General features: G+C 66.8%; 17 protein-coding genes. 7 read left to right on the top strand and 10 right to left on the bottom strand.

Annotated features, from left to right (window positions below):
- Positions 1-15: 15 nt before the first annotated feature.
- Complete coding sequence (locus KF688_17650) at positions 16-6,315, bottom strand: alpha-2-macroglobulin (protein ID MBX3427508.1); 6,300 nt, start codon at positions 6,313-6,315, stop codon at positions 16-18.
- Positions 6,316-6,858: 543 nt separating this feature from the next.
- Between KF688_17650 and KF688_17645 the strand changes: the two genes are divergently transcribed.
- Positions 6,859-8,262 (top strand): hypothetical protein, encoded by a 1,404-nt coding sequence (locus KF688_17645; protein MBX3427507.1) that lies wholly within the window; start codon positions 6,859-6,861, stop codon positions 8,260-8,262.
- Here KF688_17645 and bioA read toward each other — a convergent pair.
- The 7 genes from bioA to hisN form a co-directional block, all read right to left on the bottom strand.
- Entirely contained in the window at positions 8,259-9,599 is a 1,341-nt protein-coding gene (bioA, locus tag KF688_17640; protein MBX3427506.1) for an adenosylmethionine--8-amino-7-oxononanoate transaminase, read from the bottom strand. The genes KF688_17645 and bioA overlap by 4 nt on opposite strands.
- Positions 9,600-9,690: 91 nt before the next feature.
- Positions 9,691-10,479: an SAM-dependent chlorinase/fluorinase gene (locus KF688_17635; GenBank protein MBX3427505.1), complete on the bottom strand. Its 789-nt coding sequence runs from the start codon at positions 10,477-10,479 to the stop codon at positions 9,691-9,693.
- 81 nt (positions 10,480-10,560) lie between these two features.
- A complete protein-coding gene (gene gatB, locus KF688_17630) occupies positions 10,561-12,030 on the bottom strand; it encodes an Asp-tRNA(Asn)/Glu-tRNA(Gln) amidotransferase subunit GatB (GenBank protein ID MBX3427504.1) in 1,470 nt (489 codons plus the stop codon).
- A 204-nt stretch (positions 12,031-12,234) separates the two neighbouring features.
- On the bottom strand, positions 12,235-13,797 hold the full coding sequence (locus KF688_17625; protein MBX3427503.1) for an aspartyl/glutamyl-tRNA amidotransferase subunit A: 1,563 nt from the start codon (positions 13,795-13,797) through the stop codon (positions 12,235-12,237).
- A gap of 84 nt (positions 13,798-13,881) precedes the next feature.
- A complete protein-coding gene (gatC, locus tag KF688_17620) occupies positions 13,882-14,172 on the bottom strand; it encodes an Asp-tRNA(Asn)/Glu-tRNA(Gln) amidotransferase subunit GatC (GenBank protein ID MBX3427502.1) in 291 nt (96 codons plus the stop codon).
- Positions 14,173-14,233: 61 nt separating this feature from the next.
- Positions 14,234-14,503: a 50S ribosomal protein L28 gene (gene rpmB, locus KF688_17615; GenBank protein MBX3427501.1), complete on the bottom strand. Its 270-nt coding sequence runs from the start codon at positions 14,501-14,503 to the stop codon at positions 14,234-14,236.
- A gap of 223 nt (positions 14,504-14,726) precedes the next feature.
- Positions 14,727-15,536: a histidinol-phosphatase gene (hisN, locus tag KF688_17610; GenBank protein ID MBX3427500.1), complete on the bottom strand. Its 810-nt coding sequence runs from the start codon at positions 15,534-15,536 to the stop codon at positions 14,727-14,729.
- 423 nt (positions 15,537-15,959) lie between these two features.
- Between hisN and KF688_17605 the strand changes: the two genes are divergently transcribed.
- The 4 genes from KF688_17605 to ccsA all read left to right on the top strand — a co-directional run bounded on the left by KF688_17605 (position 15,960) and on the right by ccsA (position 22,867).
- The gene (locus KF688_17605; protein ID MBX3427499.1) at positions 15,960-16,286 is read left to right on the top strand and encodes a hypothetical protein; all 327 of its coding nucleotides are present in this window, start codon (positions 15,960-15,962) and stop codon (positions 16,284-16,286) included.
- Positions 16,287-16,344: 58 nt separating this feature from the next.
- Positions 16,345-17,919 (top strand): helix-turn-helix domain-containing protein, encoded by a 1,575-nt coding sequence (locus KF688_17600; GenBank protein MBX3427498.1) that lies wholly within the window; start codon positions 16,345-16,347, stop codon positions 17,917-17,919.
- 151 nt (positions 17,920-18,070) lie between these two features.
- Complete coding sequence (locus KF688_17595) at positions 18,071-19,213, top strand: hypothetical protein (protein MBX3427497.1); 1,143 nt, start codon at positions 18,071-18,073, stop codon at positions 19,211-19,213.
- Between the two features lie 6 nt (positions 19,214-19,219).
- Entirely contained in the window at positions 19,220-22,867 is a 3,648-nt protein-coding gene (gene ccsA / locus KF688_17590; protein MBX3427496.1) for a cytochrome c biogenesis protein CcsA, read from the top strand.
- A gap of 85 nt (positions 22,868-22,952) precedes the next feature.
- On the opposite strand, the gene KF688_17585 is transcribed toward ccsA, so the two are convergent.
- The gene (locus KF688_17585) at positions 22,953-23,357 is read right to left on the bottom strand and encodes a hypothetical protein (protein ID MBX3427495.1); all 405 of its coding nucleotides are present in this window, start codon (positions 23,355-23,357) and stop codon (positions 22,953-22,955) included.
- Positions 23,354-25,075 carry a HEAT repeat domain-containing protein gene (locus tag KF688_17580; GenBank protein ID MBX3427494.1) on the bottom strand — a complete coding sequence of 574 codons (1,722 nt, stop codon included), beginning with the start codon at positions 25,073-25,075 and terminating at the stop codon, positions 23,354-23,356. Before KF688_17580 ends, KF688_17585 begins: the two co-directional genes overlap by 4 nt.
- Positions 25,076-25,416: 341 nt before the next feature.
- On the opposite strand from KF688_17580, the gene KF688_17575 reads away from it, so the two are divergent.
- Together KF688_17575 and KF688_17570 are read left to right on the top strand one after the other, a co-directional pair.
- Positions 25,417-25,689 (top strand): hypothetical protein, encoded by a 273-nt coding sequence (locus KF688_17575; protein ID MBX3427493.1) that lies wholly within the window; start codon positions 25,417-25,419, stop codon positions 25,687-25,689.
- Positions 25,690-25,738: 49 nt separating this feature from the next.
- Positions 25,739-26,545, top strand: coding sequence for a TatD family hydrolase (locus tag KF688_17570; GenBank protein MBX3427492.1), 807 nt, complete (start codon positions 25,739-25,741; stop codon positions 26,543-26,545).
- Positions 26,546-26,582 lie beyond the last annotated feature (37 nt).

Genomic DNA, 26,582 nt, shown 5'->3' with positions numbered 1-26,582 from the left:
CGGCGAGCGCCGTCGCTATTCCTGTCGATCCGCGACTCGAACTTTCATTTCATCGCTGTTCGCCTTCAGCTCGGGGGCGTACATCGCCGCGGCGGTGGCGGGCAGGGCGCTGAACTTGCCCGGGACTTCGGCCCGCAGACGATAGCTGACGCTGTGTTTGCCGCGCATCAGGCGTTGGACGAACAGCGCGACCCGTTGGTCGCGGTACTCGACGTAGGCGCCCAGGTCGTTGCCGTTGTAGCCGCTGCGAACCTCGACCGGCTCGAAACCGGCCGCCTTGCGGTCTTCGAGCATGACGTACTCGTAGTCGTTTTTGCTGTCGACGAGGAGTTCCACCTCGACGAGGTCGCCGCTGACGAGTTCCTGCAGATTGACGATCTCCTCGCGCCGATACTTCAGCTCGCGCTGCTCGACCGCCTGTCCCCGATCGCCGGCGACTTGACCGGCGCGATCGTCGCGGACGAGCTTGTAGAACCTTCGCTCGATCTTCAGTTCCAATCCCGCCGCGGCGATCGGGTCCTCCAGCGTGAAGTTCTGGAGGTATCCGTTGTAGTAGAGCCGCCCGGCGCCGGTCTTGCGCAGTTCGACGACGTGCTTGCCCGGCTCCAACTCGGCCCCCTCGACGACCAGCGAACCGTCGTACGTGAACAGATTGTCGGGCGTGATGGAGACCGACTTCTTCCGCTCGCCGTCGACCCACACCTCGACTTGCAGGTCGGGCTTCGCCTCGCCAGTGGCGGCCAAATAGTCGGCGAAGGCCTCGATCACCAGCGCCGTGTCGCGAGTGCTGTTCCAGTAGCTCGCGTGTTTGCGATTGTTGAGCAGGTATTTCACCAGCCGCGGCGCCGTCTCGCTGGCGGGTTCGGCGGCCACCAACAGCTTGAGGTACGCCGCATGAGCTTCGTACTCGCTGCCGTACCAATACCACCATGACCCGCCGGGCAGGTCGAGCCACGAGGTTTGGTTCTCCTCGTCGTGATCCAGATATTGCGATAGGTTTCGCAGCACCATCGCCAGCATGTCGGCGACCGGCGTGTCGGCAATCACGTTCCGCGGACCGGCCTGTTGCCCCACGCCGGCCGCGTCGGCCGCGGGAGTCCCCCCGATCCGATTGGCCGAGCTCAGCTCCTGCTGCAGCGCTGTCCCGAACAACGCCAACGCGTACGGCGCCAACTTCGTCCGGTCGACGTACAGGTACGCCCGCATCCGCGAGTTGCCGCGACCGGCCTGCACCAACACGGCATGTACGTACGCGTCGAGATTGTCGGCGTACCGTTTGTACGGCGTCTTCTCGGCTCGCGGTTTGTCGGCGTGCCGGTCGAAGGCGTCGAGCAGCGCAAGTTGCCGCGTCCGATACTGGTCGAGCCAATCCAGCCCCCGTTCCAAGACGCCGGGGACGAGCGCTGTTTCGTTCTGCTGCGCCACGAGCAATCCCCGGACGACCACGGCGGTCGTGTGCGGGCTGGAGCGTTCGCCCCATCCGCTGAACCAGCCCCAGCCGCCGTCGGACAGTTGCATCTCCGTCAGCCGATTGACCCCGGCCTTGACGATCTCGTTCAGCTTGGCGTCGTCGAACACGGGGTTCGCGTCGTACCGCTTCCACTGGGCGGCGCGCTCCGCAGAGTCGCCGAGCTCCTGAGCGTTGAGATTGGTCCGCTTCTCCCGCAGCGCTTTCAAATCGACTCCCATCCGCTGCAGCGTCCGCTGGGCCAACACCGCGGGAAGAAACCGGTTGAGCGTCTGCTCGGTGCAGCCGTAGGGGTAGTCGACAAGGTAAGGAATCGCATCGAGCATCGCCGCGGCCAACGTCGGCGAGTAGCGAACCTCCAGCCGCGTCTGCTCGGGCCGCCGCTCGCGGGGAACGACCACCGTGAACTTGCCGCTCGACTCCGCCGAACGAAGCATCCCGCTGAACGCGTCCTGCTTCAACATCCCGTGCACCAGCACGGGAAACGTCATTTGCATCGCGTCCGACTCTTCGTCGGTCAGCGCGCTGGCGCGGACGACCGCCACGCCTTCGTGGACGGCTTTCACGCGCCAGTCGACGCGCTGTTCGCCCCCCGCGGCGAGTTCGACGGTTTGCTCCATCCGATCGGGTCCGACGAGCGCCCCCCCTTCCAGATCAAGCCGAACGCGGACCGATTTCGCGTGAGCCAGATAGTTGTGCACGTTCGCCGAGAGAACCACCTCGTCCCGTTCGACGAAGAACCGCGGCGCCTGCAGCCGCACGATGATGTTCTTGCGCGTGACCGCCTCCGCGGCGCCCTGCCCGACGCGCCCGCCGGAGCCCATGCTCCAGGCGCCGATCTTCCACGCCGTGAGGTTCTCAGGCATCTTGAGCGACACTTCGGCCAACCCGTTGGCGTCGGTCTCCAGGGCGCCGACCCACAGGGCCGTGTCGGCGAAGTTCTCCCGGATCTGCGGGGCGATCTCGCCCGACCCCGACGAATCGTCGGCCGTCGGCCCGCCTGGTGCGCGCGTCTCTCCGTCAGCGACGCTGCTCATCGCCAAGGCCATTGGCGCCGCGGCCGACATCGGGAGTGCCGCTTCCTCGCGGCCGAAGGCCACTCCGCCTCTCCCCCCAAAGCCGCGCATCGCCTTGAGCTTGAACCAGTCGGCGCCTTCTGAAAATTCGAAATTCACTCCGAGTTCATCGACGCTCGACCAGCCGAACATCCCGATGTCCTGCATTTGTTTCTCGCCGCTCTTGGCGACGGGCCCCTCGACGCGACCGAGATTCGTTTCGGAATTCGGTCGATGCTCGCGCCGCCACTTCCAGAAGAACTCGCGGATGTCGGGCGGAGCCGCCCCCCCGGCGATGTAGTCGAGCGCCTTGTCATAGACGGCCGCCACCAGCGAACCGACCGCCGGATTCCCCTCCGGATCGGTCAGCTTGATTCGGATCTTCGCCTCCTGCCCCGGCAGATATGCGTCGGCCGACGGGACGACCTCGACGCTGGCCGCTCGCGCGGTCGGCGGCACGAAGATCTCCCGGACCGCCGTGTGGAGCCGGCCGTGATGGACCGCAACCGCCTCGACAAAGAAGTTCGGCATGTCACGGGCCTCGACCGGCAACTCGACGAGCGTGCTCTTGCCGGTCGGCGTCACCACCTGCGGCGGCAGATAGATCCCGTTCGACGGCCGGACGAACAACAGGACCGTGGCGCCCCGCTGGTCGACGTTGATCTGCAGCGAAACCTTCTCCCCCGGGGCGTATTCGCGCCGCTCGGGAATCAGTTCCAGGTCGTTGAAGCGGAAATCCCCGCCGTCGAACCCGTCGCCGCGCACGGTCAGCACCTGGGCGCCTTCGATCCGGTGGTTCGCGCCGTCGACGACCTCGTACGACAACCGGTACTGCCCCGGCTCGCTCGCCTTGATTTGCAGCGCGGCGCGTCCCTCGTCGTTGGTCGGCAGGTCCCATTTGGCGACCTCGGTCTCGACCGGGTTTCCCTCGGCGTAGGCGATTTTAAGCAACCGCAGCGTCCCGGCGCCCTTCACCCCTTTGCCAGTCAGGGTGCGGGCGGCCATCTCGACCTGGATCGGATCGCCGGCACGGTAGTAGCCCCGGTCGGCCCACAGAAACACCTGGAACGGCCGTCGCGCCACGAGCACCTGCCCGCTGGAGGCGATCGTTCGTCGCGATTCGTCCACCACTTCGACCTGAATCTCGTACCGATGATCCTGATCGCCGTGCGCCGCCTTCGCGGGGGCGGTGTCGATGGCCACGTCGATCGCGCCGGAGGAGTCGAGATCGACCTCCTGCTCCGCGACCAGCTCGGGAGGCGCCGACTGACGCCACCACCACCACGGCCACGGCCGCGCGCAGCCCCATCGGCTCCACCCGGGATACCAGTCGTAGCTCTCCGCGAACCACCAATACCCGGGCCCGTAGAGCCAGTCCCACGGCATCGGCGGAAACCACCGCTGGTCGTACGACGTTCGCAACACCTTGTACCGCACCTTGCCGTTGGTCACGGGGGCGCCGAAGTAGTACTTGGCCGAGATCTTGGCGGTCGCCGTCTCGCCCAGCATGACCGGCTCGGCCGGGGCGTCGATCGTCACCTCGAACTCGGGCTTCTTGTACTCCTCGACGCGAAAATGCCCGCCGCCGTGGTTGACCACGAACAGACTGTACTGCCCCAACGTCGCGTCGGCCGGCAAGGTCCATGAGCCGGCGAGCCCGCCGTATTTGTCGGAGGTGAGCGTCTGCGAGAACACCTTCTCGTTCTTCGGGTTGCGGATTTCGACGACGAAACTCTTCGCGGCGAACTCGGCGTCGCCCTCGGGGGTCGCGTCGTACTGGGCCGTACGAACCCAGAACTTGAACTGCACCGCGTCGCCGGGGCGATACGCCGGGCGATCGGTCAGCGCGTAGGCCTTTACCTGCTTGTACTGCTGGTCGTGGTATTGCCCCGACCAGACGCCGCTGAACCCCAGATAGGCCAACCGTCCTGCGGGAGTCGTGGCGATCGCCAGCCAGGAATGCCGCCGGTTGGCGTCGTCGGCCGGCAAGCGGACCAAGCCGCTTGCATCGGTGAACTCGGCGAAGTTCTTCGTATCCAGCTGCATCCTCCCGGTCGGAATTTGCTGCTGCATCCATCCGAAGAATTCGACGTTCGCCTTGGCGACGGGAACGCCGGTCGCCGCGTCGGCCACGTAGTACAGCGCCGCTCCTTCGAGCGGCTTCTTCACGATCGCGGTGTCGGCGACCCACAGCACGACCCGCTGTTCGTTGCCCCCCTCCATCTTGGCCGTGACCAAGTACGCCCCCGGCTGCGACAGCGGCGTCGCGATCATCGTCCGCCGGTCGAAGTGCTGCGGCCGCGGTTCGAGATCGACCGACCACCGGCCCGCCTCGGCGCCCACGTACTGCTCTTGGCCTTGCTCGACCAATCGGTAACCGATGTTGTCGATATTGATCTGCTCCCAGGCGAGCGCCTGAGGACGGCCGGCAAGATACTTCTTGACGTCGTCCAACAGGCGTCGCACGTCGATCTTGCGGGCGACGAACTCAACCCGCTTGCCGTTGCGGAACCGGTAGTCGAGCGTGGCGCCCCGGCCGGCAGGCTGCTGAACCGCCGGTTCCAACCGTCCCCAATTGCCGACGATCTGCTCCAACCGTTCGCGATAGCTCGCGCTGAGCGACTCCGGCCGAGCGTCGATCAGCTTTCGCCAGAACTCCGCGGCGCGGGGATACTGCCGACGATTCTCGAATTCGCCGGCGAGTTGCTCGCACGCGCTGATCCAAGGGGCCGTCGGTTGCCGCGGCGTCTGCGGGCGTTCCGCAAGTTGTTTCCACAACGCCGCATAGTTGTGCTCCGCGGGAAGCGTAATGCGTTTCACGCCCGTGGCGAGCCGGCAGATCGTTTCCTCTTCGCCCAACGTGTGGAGCGCGAACGTTCCAGTCTGCTCGTCCGCGTCCGAGTCCACGTCGCCGACCCGTCCCAGCGGCCAGCCGTACTCGGACAGCGTCTGCACGCCGAACTGCGACTGCAGGAACTGGGCCCGATCGAGCAACTCCTGATCGGCCGTATCGGGGAACCACTCGCTGCGCCGGGCGAGGACCCACCGCCACCGCTCGCCGTCGTTGGCGGCCGCGTCCCAAGCGGCCGGGGCTGAGTAGAACAGCGGATTGCCGTCGGCGTCGACGGGCGCCCCCGACGCGCCGCCGCGGTGATACCCCCACCCTTCCTCGTAGTCCGGCAACTGCGACAGGTCGGTCAGCGTCTGCAGTCGCCAAGCTTGTCCCATGTGGTATGGGTTCAACAGCCCCGAAGCGAGCCGATCGAAAACCTCTTGCGCCGCCGGTTCGAGCGGCCCTTGCTCGCGCTGCTTCTCAATCAGCGCCAAGGCTTGCCGGTACAACTGCAAGGCGCGCACCCGATCGCGCGCTGCGGCGTTCATCACTCGCCCGCCGCCCCGGTGGTCGCCGCGCCGAAACTCGCCGGCGATTTGAAAGCCGTGATGGACTCCTTGCTCGTAACTCGCCCCGACCGCGACCAGCACCGGCCACGAATCGGCGTGGACTCGGGCCACAAGTTCCCGGTATGCGTCCAGGTCGTGGACCTGATTGAGCGGCGCAAAGCAATCGACCGCCAGCCCGTACTCCGCCGCGACGGCGGCGCCGGCCAACGGCGTCGCGGGGTCGGTCGTCGACTTCCGCAACGACTCCAGGGCCTCGGCGTAGTTGCCGTCTGCGATCATCTTGCGGGCATCGGACGAGGAGGAATCGGCCGCGTTCTCAGCCGAGACGAGGGCGCCGGCCACGCCGACCGCCAACAGAGCCGCCGCGGCCCTGCCCAGATATCGAAACATGTTGTGCCTCTTGAAGTTGAGAACAGGGCCGAGCGTCCTGCCCCGGCTTCCTGCCGCACTCGTTCTAACCGGGCCAAACCGGAGGCGTCCAGGGCGACCCGCGGGGGAAACGCGACTGGGGATCGCCGGCTGGGGTCGAGCACAGCGATCTCCCGGCGAAATCCTGGGGCCTGCGCGATACGCCACGACGCCTGTCCGCTCCCCTCGTCCGTCGCCTGTCGCAGCGTCTTTGACGCACGCAAGGCGAGAAAAGTTCTGCACCCGCGCCCCGATCGCTCGAGGGTCCCAAGGTCGGGTCGCGCCGGTCCTGCCGAACGGGAGGGGCCCGCATCGATTCCCCCCCGACGGCACAGTTTGCCCCGATTATTGACACCCCCTATCTACTCAATTACTTTGCACTTATGGCGATTTGTCGCCATGGCGCGCGGGTCTCCTTCCCGCCCCCCGCGTCCCCTCCTCGCCAGCGCCGGGCGCCCCGTTGCCGGGGGTCTGGCCGGAACCCTGTTCGACAAGACGACATCCGAAGTCGCCCGAGGTACTCACGTGGCTGCAAAAGACAACCAAGGACTTCAGGCGATCATCATCGTGCTCACGCTGTTGGTGATCGGCCTGGGGGTGGGTCTGCTCCTGGTGAACAACGCCAAGAAGACCGCCACGGCCCGCGCCGACCAGGCCGAAAAGTCGCAGCAAGAGGCGGCCAGCGCCGAGCGCCGCGCCCAGGAAGAGGCCAACAATTACAAGGAATGGATGGGCTTCGGCAGCGGCGAAAGCTACGAGGCTCTCCAGAAATCGATCGGCGAAGACCTCGAGCGGTTCGGCTCGACCATGCCCGAGGAGGAGCGCAGCTACCGCCGCATCCTCGAGCAGGTGTTCGAGGAAAACCGCAACCTCGCTCTCAACGAAGCCGAGGCGAAGAAGTCGGTCAAGGAACTTCAAGAGAAGATGCTCGCGCTGGAAGCCCAGAAGCAGGAGCAGGTCAATCAATACGAAACCAAGATGAAGGAATCCGCCGACAAGCTGGCGAGCGAAACCAACAATTTCAAGCAGCAATACGGCAAGGTCAACCAGGAGAAGGACAAGCTGGCCAACGACTTCCGCAAGCTGCAGGAGACGCACGACGAGAACATGGCCCAGGCCGCGCAGACCAAGGCGGCCTTGACCAAGAAGGTGGCCGATCTCGAACGGAGCGTCGACCTGATCAAACGGCAATTGCCCGGCAAAGACCCCTTCGCGCAACCGGCCGACGGGACCGTCGCGTGGGTCAATCAGCGCGAACAGCGGGTGTGGATCGATCTGGGGTCGGCCGACGGACTCCGCCCGCAGATCACCTTTAGCGTCTACGCGGTCGGCCAGCCCGACGCCGAGCAGGCGGTCAAGAAGGCGAGCATCGAGGTCGTCCGGATCCTCGACGATCACATGGCCGAGGCCAAGGTCACCGGCGACGACAACAAGAATCCGCTCATGCCGGGGGACAAGATCTACAGCCCCGTGTGGGAACCGGGCCGTACCGTCGGCTTCGCGATCGCCGGCTTCATCGACATCGACGGCGACGGCAAGAGCGACCTCGAGCAACTCAAACGAATCATCACGGCCAGCGGCGGCAAGGTCGACGTCGCCCCGAACAACAAGGGCGAGAAGGAAGGCCAAGCCCAGGTCGAGACTCGCTTCCTGATCCTGGGTACGCGCCCCGAGGACGCGTACCGCTCCGCGTGGGTCAAGTCGTGGACCGAGATCAGCAACGAGGCGAACCAGCTCGGCATCGAGACGGTGCCCTTGCAGGAATTCCTCACGCTGATGGGTTGGAAGAACGACGCCCAGGTCGTGCCGTTGGGGATCGACGCCAATCCCGACGACTTCGCCGCCCAGCCCCACACGCAAGAGCTCCCGCGAAAGACCGGCCAGCCCGCCGGCGTTTTCAAGAAGCGCCTGCCGAAGGTCAGCTACTAAAGCGCCGCGGCTATGCTCTCGCCCAGCACGCGGCCGACGAGCGCCACGTCTTCTTTGCTCGCGGCCAGCGGCGGCATGACGACGACCACGTCTCCCAGCGGCCGCAGCCACACGCCGCGGCGGGTCGCCTCGCGGCACACGCGGTATCCGGCGCGGCGCTCGGCCGGCAGCGCTGCGCCCGTCGATTTGTCGCAAAGCTCCACCCCGGCGAGCAGCCCCAACTGCCGGATCTCGCGGACGCTCGGGCTCTCCGCCAACGGCGCCAGGGCCTCGGCCAACTCCGCCGCTCGCCGCGGCACGAGCTCCTCGACCATCCGCTCCCTCTGCAGCAAGTCGAGCGAAGCCAGCGCCGCCGCCGCGGCCAACGGATTTCCGCTGTAGGTGTGTCCGTGAAAGAACGTACGCGATTCGGCGTGCGTCCCCAAAAACGCGCCGAACACCCGCTCCGAGGCCAGCGTCGCGGCCATCGGCAGGTAGCCCGCCGTCAGGCTCTTGCCCACACACAACAGGTCGGGCGTCACCCCCTCGTGCTCGCATGCGAACATCGCCCCCGTGCGGCCGAAGCCGGTGACGATCTCGTCGGCGATCAAGAGCGCCTCGTAGCGCTCGGTCAGCTTGCGCACCCCGCGCAGGTACCCTGGGGGTTGCAGCACCATCCCCGCGGCCCCCTGCACCAACGGCTCGATCACCACGGCGGCGATCTCCTCGTGCCGATCGGCCAGCATCGCTTCCAAGCGCTGCAGGTGATAAGCGGTCGACTCTGCGGGCGAAGCGCCGGCGGGAACGCGCCGATCAGGCGCTTCGACGCGGATCACCTCGCATAACAGCGGGGCGAACATCGCATGAAACGCCGGCACGCCGCCGACCGCCGTGCTGCCCAGCGTGTCGCCGTGGTAGGCGCCGCCGTAGGCGAGGTACTTCGTTTTCGCCGGGCGGGGGGAGTCGCACTGGCGCCAGTACTGAAACGCCATCTTGAGCGCCGCCTCGACCGCCGCGGCGCCGTCGCTCGAGTAGAACACATGGCTCAGGTCGCCTGGGGCGGCCTCGGCGAGTCGCTTCGACAACTCGACGGTCGGCGCCGCGACCATGCCCAGGGTCGTTACGTGAGCGACCCGGTCGAGTTGCTCCCGCACGGCCCGGTCGATCTCCGGCCGGCGATGGCCGTGCAAATTGCACCACAAACTGCTCACCCCGTCGAACAATCGCCGGCCGTCGGCCGTCTCGAGCCAGCACCCCTCGGCCCGCTCGACGACCAGCGGCTCGTATTCGGCCATCTGGGTAAAGCCGTGCCAAACGTGCCGCACGTCCCAGGCGGCCAAATCTGCGGAAGAAGCCATGACGAATCTGCGAGGCGAGGCGTTCGATGAAGGGCGTCGGTCCGAAACCGACATTCCGACATCAAACATCAATTATCCCCGCGTCACAACCCTACCACGCCACGACCACGGGGGTCCCGACCTTGACCCCCAGCATGATCGCCGCACTGTCCCCGACGATCGCCAGTTCCAGGGCGTCGTTCGAGCCGATCAGTGCGATGAGCGTCATCTCGGGCTGGTCGGCGTAGGTGCGAAAAATCCCCCGCGTTTCGTGATCGTCGCAGGTCACGCTGACCGTCTCGTCCGTCGGAACCGCGGCGAGCATGTCGCGCCCAATGTTGGTGACGAGGTTGCCGAACGAGTCGATCGAAACAACTTCGCCGGAGATCGAATTCGCCACGTTCTTCGCTCCGGGGAGGGCCAGACGAGTCAATTCCGCAAGGGGCGGCCCCAGTTCGTCGGGATCGAGACCCGCCGCCAGCCGCGCCGCCGCGGGGGCCATCACGTCGCGACCGTGAAACGTGGCCGATACCGGCTGGCGCATCCACCGCGGGTCGACGATGGAACGTATCTTACGGGGCTTTTCCCGACTCGCCAACCGCGACAACAGTCCGTTGTCGGGGCAAACGTACCGCTGCTCGCCGATTTCCGCGTAGACGATCGCCCGCTCGGTTCCCACCCCCGGATCGACGACCGCCACGTGAATCGTCCCCGCGGGAAACAGGGGCGTCGTCTCGGCCAGCACGATCGCCCCCTGTCGCACGTCTTGCGGCGGAATGGCGTGCGACAAGTCGACGATCCGCGCCGCTGGGCACAGCGACAGGATCACCCCCTTCATCGCCGCGACATAGGGGCTGCCGACGCCGAAGTCGGTGGCGAGCGTGATGATCGGAGACGTCATGCCGCTCATTGTAACGCACGGGCGCCCGTCGAAGTCGGCGATCAAAGTTCCGCCGACTCGGCATCGGGCGGCGTTCGCAGCTTACATTCCCGCGATCAACTCCAAGCAAATCTCCCGCAACCGCCCGGGGTCGACGTTGGGATTCTTCTTCTTCGCCTGCCCGATCAGCGCCCCGACGGCCTGCTGCTTCCCCCCTTGCACGTCCGCGACAATCCGCGGATTCGCGGCCAGCAATTCGCGGCACAAGTTCACGAGCGCCGATTCATCGACCTGCTCGATTCCCAATCGCTCAATCGCCGCCGCGACGTCGAGTCCCTCGGCCAGCATCGCGTCGAACGCCTCGCGAGCCCGGGGACTCGGCAACCGACCGTCGTCGATCGCTTTGACAAGCTCCGCCAGCCCCTCGGCCGACAGCTCGAACTGGTCGATCGACGCCTCCCGCTCCTTGAGCACCCGCAGCACGTCCTGCGAGATCCAGTTGCAGGTCGCCTTCGGGTCCCCCGACGCGTCCGCCGCGACGGCGAAGTACTCGACCAGCGCGCGCCCCTGGTTCACCAGCACGTCGGCGTCGTAGGGGCTCAGGCCGTACTGATCCCCCAGTCGCGTCCGCAGCGCAGCCGGCAATTCGCACAGCCCCGCACGGACCGCGTCGACCTCCTCGGCCGACGTGACGACCGGCACGAGATCCGGATCGGGGAAGTAGCGGTAGTCGCTCGATTCTTCCTTCTCGCGCTGCGGCCGAGTCGCCCCCGCGGCGTCGTCCCAGCCGCGGGTTTGCTTAGGAACCTGCCCGATCCGACGTCCCGTCTCCTGCCACTCGCGATACTGTCGCTGCGCCTCGTACTCGATCGCTCGTTCGACGGCGCGAAAGCTGTTGAGATTCTTGATTTCGACGATCGGCGTCGCGACATGCTCGCCGTCGTGATCGATGTGCAGGTTGACGTTCGCGTCGCACCGCAGGCTCCCTTCCTGCATATTGCAGTCCGAGACGCCGATGTACGTCAGCAGCAGCTTCAGTTCGCTCAGATAGGCTCGTGCCTCGGCAGCGCCCCGCATGTCGGGCTGCGACACGATCTCCAACAGCGGCGTCCCCGTGCGATTGAGATCGATCTCGCTGTCCCCTTTGCCGGCCAGCTCGTCATGGACGCTTTTGCCCGCGTCCTCCTCGAGATGCGCTCGAATGATGCGGACCTTCTTCGGCTCGAAGCGGTCCTTCAGATCGCAAATTTCCAGATACCCGTCGTCCGACATCGGCAAGTCGTACTGGCTGATTTGGTACCCCTTGGGCAGGTCGGGGTAGTAGTACTGCTTGCGGTCCCACTTCGTGAATTCAGGAACGTCGCAGTTCAGCGCCACCGCCGTCCGCAGGGCCAACAAGTACGCCTCGCGATTCATCACCGGCAACGTCCCCGGCATGCCAATGCACACGGGGCAAGTCTGCGTATTCGGCTCGGCCCCGAATCGCGTGCTGCACCGGCAGAACAACTTGCTCTGCGTGGCCAACTGCACGTGAACCTCAAGGCCGACGACGGTGACGTAAGGTTGGGTCATAGTCTGAAACCGCAATAACGCTCGGAAGCGCGAATCGCATGAACTGTCGCGGTGAAGCGATCAACCGGAGTCGGAGATACTGGTCGCTCGAATTCAAGCCGGGGCGGCCGCAGAACGTCGTCGTTTGAGCACAGCGATCGGACGGCAACGCCTACGTCGCACCAAAGTCGACGATGACTCCCCTCCCTTTGCGAAGGACTTTCGTTACTTGCCGATTCCTGATTGCCTCGCCAACGTCGGTCGCCGATTGTGCCAGTCGGTCGCTTGTCGGTACATCTGGGCGCCGCGGAGGAGGCGGTCCTCGGCGAGCGGGGGGGCGGTCAGTTGCAGGCCGATCGGCAGACCCGCGGACGTGAAGCCGCACGGCAGGCTGATCCCCGGCAGTCCCGCCAGGTTCGCGCCGACCGTGTACAGGTCGATCAGGTACATGGCGAGCGGGTCGTCGACCATCTCGCCTAGCTTGAACGCCGGCGCGGCCGTCACAGGGCCGGCGATCAGGTCGACCCCCTCGAACGCTTGGTCGTAGTCCTGCCGAATCAGCCGCCGCACGCGGAGCGCCTTCAGGTAATACGCGTCGTAATACCCGGCGCTCAGCGCATACGTGCCGAGCATGATCCGTCGCTTCACCTCGGGACCGAACCCCTCGGCTCGGGTGCGGCGGTACATTCGCACCAGGGCGGCGTCGAGCTGCGCCAGTCCTGCGGCGTCGCCGGCCTCGCTCAGCGCCTTTCGCTCGGCGGTCAGCTCGGCGAGCATCGTCGCCTGATCGGTGCGGTAGCCGTAGTGGACCCCGTCGTACCGAGCCAAATTGCTCGACGCCTCGCTGGGGGCGATCACGTAGTAGGTCGCCACCGCGTACTTGCTGTGCGGCAGCGAGATCTCGCGGATCTCGGCTCCCTGCGACTGGTACTCGGCGATCGCCCCGCGGACCGCCGCCTCGACCTCCGCGTCGAGCCCCTCCGCAAAATGCTCCTTGGCGACGCCGATGCGCAATCCCTTGAGCGGTTCGTCGAGCGTCTTTGTATACGACGGCACGGGAACGTCGATCGAGGTCGCGTCGCTCGGGTCGTGCCCCGAAATCGTTTCCAACAGCAGCGCCGCATCGCGAACCGAGCGGGCCATCGGGCCGACTTGATCCAGGCTGCTGGCGAACGCCACGAGCCCGAAGCGGCTCACCCGACCGTACGTGGGCTTGAGCCCGACAATGCCGCAGTTGCCGGCCGGTTGGCGAATCGAACCGCCGGTGTCGGTGCCGATTGCCAGCGGCGCCATCCTTGCGGCGACGCACGCCGCCGAGCCGCCGCTGGAACCGCCCGGGGTCCGCTCCAGGTCCCACGGATTGCGCGTCGCTAGGAACGCCGAGTTCTCGGTCGAGCCTCCCATGGCGAACTCGTCCATGTTCACCCGACCCAGCAACACCGCGTCGGCCTGCTTGAGCCGCGCCACGACCGTCGCGTCGTACGGCGGGCGAAAGTTCTCGAGCATCCGCGAGGCGCAGGTCGTCCGGCCGTCGCGATCGCACAAGACGTCCTTCACGGCGATCGGCAGTCCGGCGAGCGGGCCGAGTTTCGCGCCGGCGGCGCGCTTGCGATCGACCTCGGCCGCTTGAGCTAAAGCCCGCTCGGCGTCGACGGCCAGAAAGGCGCCGACCGCTCCGTCGCGCTCGGCAATCCGATCGAGATGAGCCTGCGTCACGTCGACGGCCGACGCCTCGCCGCGCGACATCGCGGCGAGCAGGTCACTGGCGGTGAGATCGGCAAGCGACATGGTCAATGCACTCGAGTCCGGCTGGTCCGCGGCGCCCGGCAGTCGAGCTGCACGCCAAGTCGCGCTCCGGCGCCCGGCGCCGGCTCAATCTCCCAACACGGCGGGGACCAGATAGCCTTGGCCGCTCGTGCGCGGGGCGTTCGCCAGCGCCGCCTCGCGCGGCAAGCTCGGGCGAACTTCGTCGGCGGCGAACACGTTCGCCATCTCGACGGCGTGGGCCATCGGCTCGACCCCCTCGGTGTCGACCTCGGCCAATTGATCGACGTAGGCGACGATTTCGGCAAGCTGGCCGGTCATCACCGCCAACTCCGCCTCGCTCAACTGCAGCCGGGCCAGCAGGGCGACCTTCTCGACGTCTTGACGCGACAAAGACATGGGCGCGGCGCCAGCGCAAACAAGAAACGAATCCATTACGCGATTGAAAAACCGCGCGCCGCTACGCCTTCTCGCCCTGCGGCACGACGAACGGCTTGAGACGCACCACCTTGCGAACCGCGCCCGAGCGGATGCACTGCGTGCAGACCAGCTTCGACTTGTTGCCGTTGGGGGTCGTTACGTGGACCCGTTGCAAATTCGGCTTGAACTGCCGACGGCTGATGCCGGTGATCTTCGTACCGACGCCGCCCAGGTACTTCTTCTTGCCGCGGATCGTGACCTGATTGCCCAACTGCGGACCCTTGCCGCAGACTTCGCATGCTCGTGCCATCGTCGAAACTGCCTTCGCGAAAGTTTGAGTTGATCGGGGCGACCTCGTGTCGCACTGCCGGGAGGTGATTCAGGCGGGCGCCGGGGCGGAGGGATTCGTCGTATCTCGCCACGGGCAAACGGCTTAGTATACGGGTCCGCGACCGCCATGCAACCGGAGTCCCCGCCGTTTTGCCGCACGAACTTTGCCTCGGAAGAGCCCCGACTCGTCCGCCCCGTCGGCCCTATTGCCGTGTGATCGCGACGACCGCCTCGGCCAGCAGGGCGTTCGTGGCCACCGAGTTCCCCGAGTGGACCGTCGGTCGCCCCTGCCAGTCGCTGAATCGGCCTCCGGCTCCCTCGATGATCGGCTGCAGGGCCGCAGCGTCCCACAGGTTCATTTCCGGGTCGATCATCACCTCGGCCCGACCCGTCGCGACCAGCAGATAGCCGTAGGCGTCTCCCCAGGTCCGGGTCAGACGTGCCGCCGACTCCAGCCGCTCGTAGACGGCCCGTCGCCCCCCCTGCCCGGCCGGGCCGTAGCTCCGTACGTCGGTCGTCAGAAACGTCGCCGCGGCCAAATTGTCGACCTTCGAGACCCGTGCCGGGGTCGGTTCGTCCCCGTCGACGCTCTGCCAAGCCGGTCCCCCGCTGGCCGCGTAGACGATCTCCCGAGTCGCCGGCGCGTAAATCACCCCGGCCTGCGGCTCCTCGCCGCGCATGATCGCCACCAGGGTCGTGTACAGCGGCGCCCCGGCGATAAACGACTTGGTGCCGTCGATCGGGTCGAGAATCCAGCGGAAATCGCTCGTCCCGGGAGTCTCGCCGAACTCCTCCCCCAGAACCCCGTCCCCAGGGAAGTCTGCGGCGATTTGCTCCCGCAGCAGCGTCTCGGCGGCCCGGTCGGCAGCAGTCACCGGGCTGCCGTCCCCTTTGCGTTCTACGGCCAAGGACGACTGCCGAAACCATCGCAGCGTGAGCTCGCCCGTCTCTCGGGCGAACCGGACGGCCGCATTGAGTCGCGAGGCGATTTCTGGGGAGACTTCGTCTGACATAACCCTTGAAACCACAACAGGTTCGACGATCGAGTAGCCGCAAGGCCCGCGGGCCGAATGGCCCGCCGCCACGGTCTCAGTTTAGGGACTTTCCCATCGGACCGCCACGACCGTCAGCCGAGTCTGACCGCCCCGAAACGGCCTGTCCAAGCGTGGCTGGAGTCGAGCAAAGCGATCCCGCGGCAAAATTCCCGGGGACTTTCATGAGCGACAACTCCGCCCCCCGCGTCAGCGTCAACCCTCTCCCGTGTCTGGCCCGGGGCCGGTCGTGCCGGTTGCACTGCGTCGGTAAGTGACGCTGCTGCAACAGGATGGGGAGAGTTTTCCTTGCAGCGAGCCGGGCCGCATTTAGAATGCAAGTAGCCGGCTTGCCGTCGGCGGAACGCGGATTTCTTGCCCACGATCGTTACGGAGGACGACGCGATGAAACCAATTTGGGGAATCCTTGCGCTTGCGTTTGTCGTCGCGGCGGCGACTTGGCCTGCCGGCGCCCAGAGCCCTGGCTCGGCGGCCGCAGGCAGCGGAACAGAACTGATCACCCACCTTTTGCCTGTGGAGGGGCAGCCGACGCAACTCACCCTGATCGATCCTGCGCGCCGCGTGCTGGCCGTCTACCACATCACGCGCGACTCGGGCGAAATCCACCTGAAGAGCGTCCGCAACATCCAGGGCGACTTGCAACTCGAAGAGTTCAACGGCGTCCCCCCCCTTCCAAAAGAAATACTCAACATGATTCGGCGCACGCCTTAACGGCGCAGCGCACGTTTGCCAGCGACGGCAAGCGGGAGCAGAGGCATTCGAGGCACACATGGACAAGTTCGTCAGCTTCGACGAAGCGATCGAGAAACTCGGCATCTCCTCCGATCGGCTGAACAAGCTGCGCGAGGACGGCGAGCTGCGAGCCTACCGCGACGGGACCAGTTGGAAATTCCGCCGCGACGAGATCGAACGCTTCGCGACCGAAGGCCTCCCCGACGATGCGCCCCCCAGCGACATCAGTCTTGTGGCCGACGACGAGCTCATGGAGGCCGACGCCCTCCCTGATCTGGAAGAGTTGGCCGCCGACCCGGACGAGTTGAAACTGGCCGATCTCTCGCTCGGCGACGATCTCGATCTGGCCGGCAGCGGCATGTCGCTCGACGACGAGGGGCCTGACGCCAGCGAACTCGATCTCTCGGCCGAAGACGAGGACACCGTCACGACCTCCGGACCCTCCCCCAGCGATTCGATCCTGCTCAGCGAGGAGGAACTCGGCGAATCGGTGACGGCGCCCCCCAGTACGATCATCGGTCGCGAGGAACTCGAGGGCGCGGACCTCGACCTCGCTCTCGACGAGGACGGCAGCGACGTGAAGCTCGCCCCCTCGAGCGGCACGGGCGAATCGCACGTTCTCTCCTCGGGCATCGCCGGTTCGGGCGTGCTTGACGAGCTTGAAAAAGAATCGGGCCATACCAGCGCGTTCGCCGATCTGGAGGAGTTGGAACTCGACTTGGCCGCCGAATCGAGCCGCGTGTTGTCGGCCGACGACCTCAAGGACGCGAAGGGCGCAGGGCGTCCCGCGACGCCCCCTCCCGCGAAACAAGCGGCCGACAGCGATCTGCAGATCGAGGACCTCACGCTCGACGACGACGAAGGGACCGACCCCGTTCCCGCGGAGGCCGAGAAGAAGGAACCCGCCAAGTCGGTCGGCGACTCGGACATCGACCTGGCAAGCGACGACGACTTCGTTCTCGCCGAGGCGGGCGGCAGCGATATCACGCTCGACAGCGGCGACAGCGGCATCAATCTGGTCTCCCCCTCCGACAGCGGGCTCGCGCTTGACGACATCCCGCTCGACGTCGGCGGTTCGGCGATCCTCAGTTCCCTGTCGCTCGACCTGGGCGAGGACGATTTCTCGCTCGGGGGCAGCGGCCCCGCAACCCCGGTCAAGGGCAAGGTCCAAGCCAAGCAAGAGGAGCCGCTCGGCGAACTGCAAGCCGAAGACGACTTCAACCTGACCCCCATGGCCGACCTCGAAGACGACGGCGACAGCAGTTCGCAGGTCATCGCTCTCGATGCCGAGATGGAAGGCTTCGGCGAGGAAGCCGAGGGCGCCGCGTTCGGCTTCGAAGAAGTTGAGCCGGGCGCCGAGATGGAAGGCGAGTACGGCGAGGAGGGGCTCGGCGTTTCCGCCTACGCCGGAACGGCGGTGGCGCCCCGCCGCGAGTCGGAATACAGCGTCTTTCAGATCCTGGCCCTCGGGGGCACCGGATTCTTGCTGCTGATAAGCACGATTCTTCTCACCGACATGGTGCGCAATATCTGGGGCTGGCAGGAGAATCTCTCCCTGACCAGTTCCATGCTCGACGGCATCCTGGGCATCTTCGGAATGCGAAGCCAGTAGCGCAAGCCCGCCGCGGGAACGCGCATTTTTGCCGCCATCGGCCCTGCGACTCCATGACGCTCTCGGGTAGAATTCCGGACGAGCGAATCTGCGATCGCGCGCCGACAGGGTTGGCGGCAGCGGCGATTGTTCTCCCCTCTCCGATGGTTCGATGGTTTTCACTTCAGGGCGTTCCGGCCCGCGGCTCGCGGCCATTGCCGCGATGGCCCTGGCCGCCGCGGCAGGTTGCGGCGAAGGACCGGGAATTGAGGCGTACGAGACGCCGCGCACCGAATCGCCGCGCGCTCCGCTCGACGTCGAGGCCGAGCGGGCGTCGCTCGACTGCATGTATGCGGCGATCCTGCCGCAACCCGACGCCGATCGCGCCTGGTTCTTCAAGCTGGTCGTCAAGGCGAGCGACGCCCAAGCGCTCCGCGAACCGCTCGATGAGTTTCTGCAGTCGTTGCGACTGGAACCGCCGGCCGCCGAACCCGCCTGGACGCTGCCGGCCGGCTGGACCGCTCAACCGGGAGACGCCAACCGGTTTGCCACGATCGAGGTCCCCGGCGGCGGCGCATCTTACGAACTCGCCGTATCGCAGTTGCCCTACGACGGCCAGTGGGACGCCTTCCTCACGGCCAACGTCGACCGCTGGGCGAGGCAGTTGCAGGAGCAACCGCTCAAGCCGGAGCGGATCGCCAAGCTGGCTCGCCAAGTTTCCAGCCCAGCGGGCGAAGCGACCGTGCTGGCACTCGTCGGCCGCATGGCCGCGGCGACGGGACCAGGGACGGGCATGCCCGCGGGCCATCCGCCGATCGCCGGGCCCGGCAACGACGGCCCCCCGTCGCAATCGCCCGGCCCGCCGGCGCCTCCGCGCCCGGACGGCGCGTTGAAGTTTGCGGCGCCCGACGGTTGGAAACCGGGGCGCATGAACGCCATGCGGCGGGCGGCATTCGTCGTCGAAGCGGACGGCCAGAGCGCGGAAATGACCGTGACCAGCTTTCCTGGCGTCGCGGGGTCGGGCATGGGCGAGGTCGGCTCGAATCTTGTCCGCTGGGCCGGCGAAGTGGGGCTCCGCGGCAAATCGGCCGACGAACTGACCGCCGACGCCCGCCAAAAGAACGTCGGCGGACTCCCCGGCACGTACGCGGAATTGCTCGGCCCGGCCGACGATCCCCAATCCCAAGCGACGCTGGCCGTGATGCTGCCGCGCGACGGCATGATCTGGTTCTTCAAGTTCAAAGGAGACCGCAAGTTGGTCGAGGCCCAGCGCGAGGCGTTCGGCGCGTTCCTCGACTCGGTGCGGTTCGAGTAAGCGACTATGGCGACCGTCGAAGCACCGCTCGCTGAGCCCCTTTCTCCGGCGACTCGCCCCGTACGGACCGCGGCGCCGCCGTTGTTAGGTCGTCGGACGCGGGCCCTGTTGATGCCGTTGGCGTCGCTTCGTTTGACCGTCGCGCTGTTCGCGCTGTCGATCTTCCTCGTGCTCGCCGGAACGCTAGCCCAGCGATTCTACGACGTCTGGGAACCGGTGGGGTCGATGTTCCGCTCGTTCGTGGCATGGGTCGAGCTGCGATACTTCCTGCCCGTCGCTTGGTACGAACCGTCGCCGAGCGTCGGCTTTCCGTTCCCCGGCGGCTGGCTCATCGGCGGGTTCCTGGGGGTCAATCTCCTGGCGGCGCATGCCTTGCGATTCAAGGCGACCGCGCGCGGCGCGCGGCTGGCCCTCGGGCTGGCGATCCTCTTCGCCGGGCTCGTCGCGACGATCGCCGTCATCCGCAGCGGATTGGACGACACGCTGCTCAGCGAACTCTCGCCACGCCTGGCCAACGGGCTATGGCACGCCCTGCGAGCCGCGCTCGGCGGCGGCGCCTTGGCCTTGGCTTGGGCCGTCGCGGTCGCCTGGCCGCAAGTCCGCGGCACGAGCGGCCGGTGGTTGTGGGCGTTGGGAGGAGTCGTCGCGGCGCTCTTGCTGGCGCTGACCGTCGCGTTGTTCCTCAAGCCCGAGTGGCGACTCGATCCCTCCGGCCTGCGGATCATGTGGCAGTTGATCAAAGGGCTCGGCGCCAGCGTCGTGCTGCTGGCGGGCTGCTGGCTGGTGTTCGGCCAACGGGGCGGCATCGTCCTGTTGCATGCCGGAGTGATGCTGCTGATGGGGAGCGAGCTCCACACCGGCCTCACCGCCGTGGAATCGCAAATGGTCGTCGCCGAGGGCGAGACGGTCGCCTACGCCGAGGACATGCGCGCCTCGGAACTGGCGATCATCGACAAGTCCGATCCTCGAACCGATCGCGTGGTGCGGGTCCCGCTCTCGCTGTTGCAGCAAGCCGCCGCCGGCGCCGACGCGGCGCGAACGGTGCTCGACGACAAGCGCCTGCCAGTGCTCGTGCGCCCCGTGCAGGTGTTGGCCAACTCCTCGATCCGCTGGTTGCAGCCGGGCGAGTCGTCCCCCGCGACCGCCGGAACGGGCCTGTTGCGAACCGCCGATCCCGCCCCTTCGAGCGTCGGCACGGACACCGAACAACGGTTCGACGAACCGGCGGCGTTCGTCGAACTGCTCGACCGCGACTCGAACGCATCGCTGGGAACCTACTTGCTGCACCCCTACCTGACGCCGCAGGTCGTGGCGACCACAGGCGGCAAGTCCTACGAAGCGAGCCTCCGTTTCCGCCGCATCGAGAAGCCCTACCAAGTTACGCTCCTGCAGTTCAAGGCCGAGAACTACGTCGGCAGCCAGACGGCCAAGCATTACGAGTCGCTCGTCCGGCTGACCGACGCCAGCCGCGACGTCGACCGGACCGTGCCGATTTGGATGAACAACCCGCTGCGTTACGCGGGGGACACGCTCTATCAGTCGGGCTTCGACATGACGGGCCGCGCGCGAACGATCCTGCAAGTCATGACCAACAGCGGCTGGCTCGTTCCCTACCTGGCGTGCGTAATCGTCGGCGTCGGAATGTTCGCGCATTTCGCCGGAGTGATGGCCCGGTTCGTCCGCCGGCGCGAGGACGAGGCGCAACGAGAGCTCGCCGCGCCCGAAAACGGACAATCGCCCTCCGCCGCGCCGGGCGTCTGGCCGCGGCGCTCCCTGCTGCGCGACTGGCGAATGCCGCAGGTGTGGGTCCCGCTGCTCGTGGTGCTGACGCTCTCCGGCTGGCTGGCCGGCCGGGCTCGGCCTCCCCGCGAGTCGGCGACGCAGTTCCGCCTGAGCGAGTTCGGCGCACTGCCCGCAGCGAGCAACGGCCGGCTGTTGCCGCTCGACACGCTGGCCCGCAACACCCTGATGTTCATCAGCGGTCGCGACGCGTACGACGACGCGAACACCGACAAGAAGGAACCCGCGATCCGCTGGTTTGCGGAGCTCGCCTCTCGGGCCCCCGGCTGGCAGAAGCACCGCGTGCTGCGGATCGAGAACCTCGACGTGCTGCAAACGCTCGGTTTGCCCCAACGCAGCGGATTCCGCTACGGGCTCGACGAGTTGATGAAGAGCCAGGCCGCCTACCAGAAGCAGGTGGAACAGGCCACGGCCGCGCTCGCCAAGAGCGAATCTCGCGACCAACTTGAACTGACCCAGGCCAAGTTCCTGGAACTGGCCGACAAGGTGGCCCGGGTGACGATGCTGCTTGAGGCGTTCGCTCCGCATGCCGTCGAGGGGGAGACGCAGCAGGAGGTGCTCGCCAGTCTGGCCGCCGAGCAAGACAAGATCGAACGACTCAACGCGGCCGCCCCGCGAGCGCTCCCCCCCGCCGCTCCCGCGGGACAGTGGCAGATGCCGCGCGCGGCGAGCTTCGACCAGCTCGCCGCGGCAATGGCCAAGCAAATCGGCGCCAAGCCGCAGCCGACCAATCCGGCGTACGACCCCTTCGAGGCCGTGCTGGCCGCCTACGCCAAGGGGAACGCGGGGTTGTTCAACGAGCGGCTTGCCGACTACCGACAGTTTGTCGCCGAGCGCGCCGCCGCGGAGGCGGAGCACGAAGCGAGCCTTGCCGCCGCCGGCTCGCGGGGGACGCGCAAGTTCGTCGAACGTCTCCAGCCCGAGCGGATCGCGCGCGAGGCGGTCTACAACCGCTTGGGGCTGTTCGACGCCTGCAAGGCGTTCTACATCGTCGCGTTCGTTCTCGCCGCCGCGGCGTGGCTCGGTTGGAGCGAAGGGTTCCATCGCGCCGCCAACTGGCTGCTGTGGGCGACGTTCGTCGTCCACACCCTCGCCCTCGTAGCCCGCATCTACATCTCCGGACGCCCCCCGGTGACCAACCTTTACTCTTCGGCCGTGTTCATCGGCTGGTCGGCTGTGCTGTTTTCGCTCTTGTTCGAGACGGTCTATCGCCTGGGGATCGGCAACCTGCTGGCGGCCGCCGTCGGGTTCCCGTCATTGGTGATCGCCAGCCGGCTGGCCGACGGCGACACCTTTACCGTCATGCAGGCCGTGCTCGACACGCAATTCTGGCTGGCGACGCACGTCGTGTGCATCTCGCTGGGTTACACGGCGACGTTCCTCGCCGGCTTTTTGGGCGTCTTTTGGATCGTGCTGGGACGCGTCGGGCGGGTCTTCGACGAAGGGATGCAAGCGCAGGTGACGCGGATGATCTACGGCACGCTCTGCTTCGCCATCTTCTTCAGCTTCGTCGGCACAGTGCTGGGGGGATTGTGGGCCGACGACTCATGGGGCCGCTTCTGGGGCTGGGATCCCAAGGAAAACGGCGCGCTGATGATCGTATTGTGGAACGCCCTGGTGCTCCACGCCCGCTGGGGCAAACTTGTCAGGCCGCGGGGCTTGGCGGTCCTTGCCGTGTTCGGCAACGTCGTGACCGCCTGGAGCTGGTTCGGCGTCAACCAACTCAACATCGGGTTGCACAGCTACGGCGCCACCTCCGGGATCGCCTTGGCCCTGGGGGCGTTCGCCGTCAGCCAACTGGCGATCATGGCCGCCGCGGCGCTCCCCCCTCGCCGCGCCGAACTCGCCGCGTAATACGCCGTCTGCTCAGAATCGTCACGGCAGAGCGACGTTCTCCGTCGCGTCGTCGCCAACCGGAAATCGAGTCTGCGTCAAACTGCTAAAACAACCGCGCACGAAGCTCGTTGATCTCCGCCTCGGTCTGCCCATCGGCCCGCGCGGCGGCGACGTCGAACGCCCCCGGCGTCAGAAAGGCCTGTGCGACGTTCGGCAGCGAGCTCGTCTCCGCAACATGCCGCAACGTCCGCTGCGGGCGGCTGGCGAGCCGATGCACGAGCGACAATTCGCGAAACAGCTTCTCGGGATCGTCGCACCGCATCGACATGTCGTTGCGGTTGCGAATCTGAAGAAAGAGCATGGCGCCCAACCCGACGGCCGCTGCAATGACGACGAACCAGACGAGCGCACTGCTGTCCTTGTACTGATTGCTGCGTACGCCGTCCCCCAATCGCATGAAGCGATCGATCTGCGCCACGAGCAGCGTCGCGTGATTCACGGCGCTCATGCCGGTTCCTCCTGAGGCGTCGCAAGAATTGCCGCCAACGAGGGCGCGATCGGCGCCGTCGGCGCGCTTTGCACGGCTTCCACGGCGGACTCGTGCTGGCACGCCGAGACCGCCCCTGCCGGCTGTTCCTGCTCGACCGCCGGCAGATCGGCCTCGACCCCCAGCGACTCCAGGCTTGCCAGCGCCGCGCGTTGCACCGCTCCGCTGCGGTCGCTGAGCGACGCGATCAGGGCGTTGCGAACGTCGACCCCCGTGCAGCGCCGCAACGCCTCTGCCGCGGCGGTGCGGACGAGGTGTTCCGAGTCGTCGAGCCGTTCGACGAGCGCGTCGGAAATCTGCGGCGCCAGCTCGAGAAGTTCGATGATCTCGACCGCCCGTAGCCGCACGTGCCGCGAGGGGGAATCCAACTCGACCCGCAACCGCGCGACGCTGGCCAGATCGACCTTCAGCGCGATCTCGCCGCAAGAGCGCCGGCTCTCTTCGTCCATGTTGTCGTACCGGGCGAGGTAGTTCTCGAAGTTCAGTTCGGCGAGCCCCTCGCGCGCCGCGGCGGCGACCAACGGATCGGCGCTGTCGATCATCTCCAGCAACTTCTGCATCGCTCCGGGAATGCGGCGCTCATGCAGCCGCCGTGCCGCGGCCGCCTGGACCGCCGGGTCCGCGTCCTCGGCCGCCATGAGAATCAACCGGTTGGCCTGATCGCCCGTCGCCGCGGCCGCCGCTTCGCACGCGGCCAACCGGCCTGCGGGGGAGCCGGATTTGAGCAACTGCTCGGCGGCCAGCAGCTTCTCGCCCGTGTTGATCGCGGTGAACATCATCAGCCGCATCGCCGCGGCCTGCTGAGCCTCGGGGAGTTGATCGATGTGCTGCGGCGGTTCCAGGAACGCCAGCGCCGCAATGCGGCCCAGATTCTTCTTGAGCGTCGCCCCCGCCCCTTCTAGCGGCAACGACGACATCGCTCGTACGAACGGCGCGTCGGTCCGGCGGCTTACGGTCCCCAGGATCGTCGCCGGCGCCTCGGTCGTTTCGAGCAGCTCAAGCAGCAAATGCAGCACCCCCGGGTTTTCGCTGTGGAGCAGGGCGTGCGTCACCGAGTCGTAACACGGATGGTGCGGCGAGTCGATCATCAACAACAGCAACGGACTGTTCACCCCCGCGAGCGTCACGAACGCCTCGACCAGCGCATCGCGCCGATGCCGGCGATAGCGCTCGAGCGATCGTTCCAGACTCTCGAGGACGTTGCGGCGGATAATCTCGGGATCGCGGCGCTCGTGCGCGTCGCGGCCTCCGCACAACAGCCGGCTCAATTGCGAGACAAGTTGCTCGACCAGGACCAGCGCCGGTTCGGCGCGACGCGAGTCGCTCCCCTCGGCGATCGTCACCAGAGTCGGCAACACGTCGTATTCGCTGAACGCCAGCGAGAACTCGCAGGCGTTCTTCACAAGCTGCGGATCGTCGCTGACCAGCGCATCGCGCAGCGCGGCGCCGATCCGTCCTCGCCCCGCTCGCAACACGTCAAGCTGGTGGGACGACAACCTATGCCATCGTCGCAGCACGCCCAAGTGTCCCGCCTTGCTCCGGCGCATCATCAGGGCATGGAGCGCCCCGTTGACGATCGCCGGAACAGGCGAGTCGAGCGCAGCCAACAGCACCCCCGTGGCCGCTTCGTTGCGGCTGTTGGCAAGCGTCTGGAAGGTAAGCTCGAGCGGAGCGGGCACGACGGGGAACCTGCTGCAGATCTGGGATTCGATCGACGACGACGCACAACCGCCGGCGACTGCGACGACGTCAATGCGGGGAGCCCGCGCCGTCGCCGGGTTCAGGCTACTGCAAAGGTAGATTACGGATGGCGCACCGCGGAAAACCGCGGGCGAATGAAGGTCCCGAGGACGCTTCCTCCCGTTCCGCACCGCCCGTGCCGGTTGTTCGCCCCGCAGAATCGGCAGATTCGCCCCGCTCGCCCCCCGAGTCGGTTGCCAGGGCGTCTCCGCGGGGCGAGAATCGAGCGAGTGCGGCGTTTCGGACCGCGCTGTCCCGACTTTGCCCCCTCGTCCCCGCCATGCCTCCCCGTCCCGCCCTCGCTGCGCCGACAAAACAGCATGTCCTCGATCAGGATTTCCTGCTGATCCGGGCGCGGCTCCTCGAGACCGCCGCGGCGCTCGATCGGCTCGACCGAGCCGTGGGGGAACTCCCCTCCGACGACCCCCGTTGCGACCGGCTCGACCGCGCCCTCGCGATCTTGGCGTGCCCGGGCCCCGACCGAGCCGAGCGGCTGCAGCTCTTGTTCAGCCGCGAGTACGACGCATCGTGGCGCGCCGCGTTCGGCCTGTAGCGCCGAGACGCCCTTTGGAATTCCGCTCACTGCTCCGCACCGCTTCACCATGGACTATATCGACCCGCATATTCACATGGTCTCGCGGACCACTGACGACTACGAGACGCTCGCCAAAATGGGCTGCGTCGCCGTCAGCGAGCCGGCGTTCTGGGCCGGGTACGATCGCGGCAGCGTCGAAGGCTTTCGCGACTACTTCGAGCAGCTCACGACGTTCGAACCGAAGCGCGCCGGTTGGTACGGCGTGCGGCACTACTCGTGGCTCTGCATCAACGCCAAGGAGGCGGAAAACGTCTCCCTGGCCCGCGAGGTGATCGCGATGATCCCCGAGTTCCTCGGCCGGCCCGGCGTCCTGGGGATCGGCGAGATCGGGCTCAACAAGAACACGCGCAACGAAGCGACCGTCTTCCTGGAACATATCGAACTCGCGCTCAAGACCGGCGAACAGATCCTCATCCATACTCCCCATCTGGAAGACAAGCACCAGGGGACTCGCATGATCCTCGACATGCTCGTCGGCGACGCTCGGATCGACCGCGGCCGCGTGTTGATCGATCACGTCGAGGAACACACGATTCGCCCCGTGCTGGATTCCGGCTTCTGGGCCGGGATGACTCTCTACCCCGTGTCCAAGTGCACCCCGGCCCGGGCCGCCGACATGGTCGAGCTGTACGGCCCCGAGCGGGTGCTGGTCAACTCCGCGGGGGACTGGGGACCCTCGAAGCCGACCGCCGTGCCGGACTTCATTCTCGAGATGCGCAAGCGGGGCCATGACGACGCGCTCATCCGCCGCATCGTGTACGACAACCCGCGCACGTTTTTCAGCCAAAGCCGCGGGTTCGCCGCGCCCCGCTGAACCGCAGGATCGAGCGCGGCGCGTCGTTCCGGCATGT

The sequence above is a fragment of the Pirellulales bacterium genome, from assembly GCA_019636345.1.
Taxonomy (GTDB): Bacteria; Planctomycetota; Planctomycetia; order Pirellulales; family Lacipirellulaceae.
This window is presented reverse-complemented; position numbering and strand designations above follow the sequence as displayed.

Coding starts and splice junctions, on each gene's coding strand:
- KF688_17650 (MBX3427508.1), bottom strand. CDS start 6,315: ATGTTTCGATATCTGGGCAGGGCCGCGGCGGCTCTGTTGGCGGTCGGC.
- bioA (MBX3427506.1), bottom strand. CDS start 9,599: ATGGCTTCTTCCGCAGATTTGGCCGCCTGGGACGTGCGGCACGTTTGG.
- KF688_17635 (MBX3427505.1), bottom strand. CDS start 10,479: ATGACGTCTCCGATCATCACGCTCGCCACCGACTTCGGCGTCGGCAGC.
- gatB (MBX3427504.1), bottom strand. CDS start 12,030: ATGACCCAACCTTACGTCACCGTCGTCGGCCTTGAGGTTCACGTGCAG.
- KF688_17625 (MBX3427503.1), bottom strand. CDS start 13,797: ATGTCGCTTGCCGATCTCACCGCCAGTGACCTGCTCGCCGCGATGTCG.
- gatC (MBX3427502.1), bottom strand. CDS start 14,172: ATGTCTTTGTCGCGTCAAGACGTCGAGAAGGTCGCCCTGCTGGCCCGG.
- rpmB (MBX3427501.1), bottom strand. CDS start 14,503: ATGGCACGAGCATGCGAAGTCTGCGGCAAGGGTCCGCAGTTGGGCAAT.
- hisN (MBX3427500.1), bottom strand. CDS start 15,536: ATGTCAGACGAAGTCTCCCCAGAAATCGCCTCGCGACTCAATGCGGCC.
- KF688_17605 (MBX3427499.1), top strand. CDS start 15,960: ATGAAACCAATTTGGGGAATCCTTGCGCTTGCGTTTGTCGTCGCGGCG.
- KF688_17600 (MBX3427498.1), top strand. CDS start 16,345: ATGGACAAGTTCGTCAGCTTCGACGAAGCGATCGAGAAACTCGGCATC.
- KF688_17595 (MBX3427497.1), top strand. CDS start 18,071: ATGGTTTTCACTTCAGGGCGTTCCGGCCCGCGGCTCGCGGCCATTGCC.
- ccsA (MBX3427496.1), top strand. CDS start 19,220: ATGGCGACCGTCGAAGCACCGCTCGCTGAGCCCCTTTCTCCGGCGACT.
- KF688_17585 (MBX3427495.1), bottom strand. CDS start 23,357: ATGAGCGCCGTGAATCACGCGACGCTGCTCGTGGCGCAGATCGATCGC.
- KF688_17575 (MBX3427493.1), top strand. CDS start 25,417: ATGCCTCCCCGTCCCGCCCTCGCTGCGCCGACAAAACAGCATGTCCTC.
- KF688_17570 (MBX3427492.1), top strand. CDS start 25,739: ATGGACTATATCGACCCGCATATTCACATGGTCTCGCGGACCACTGAC.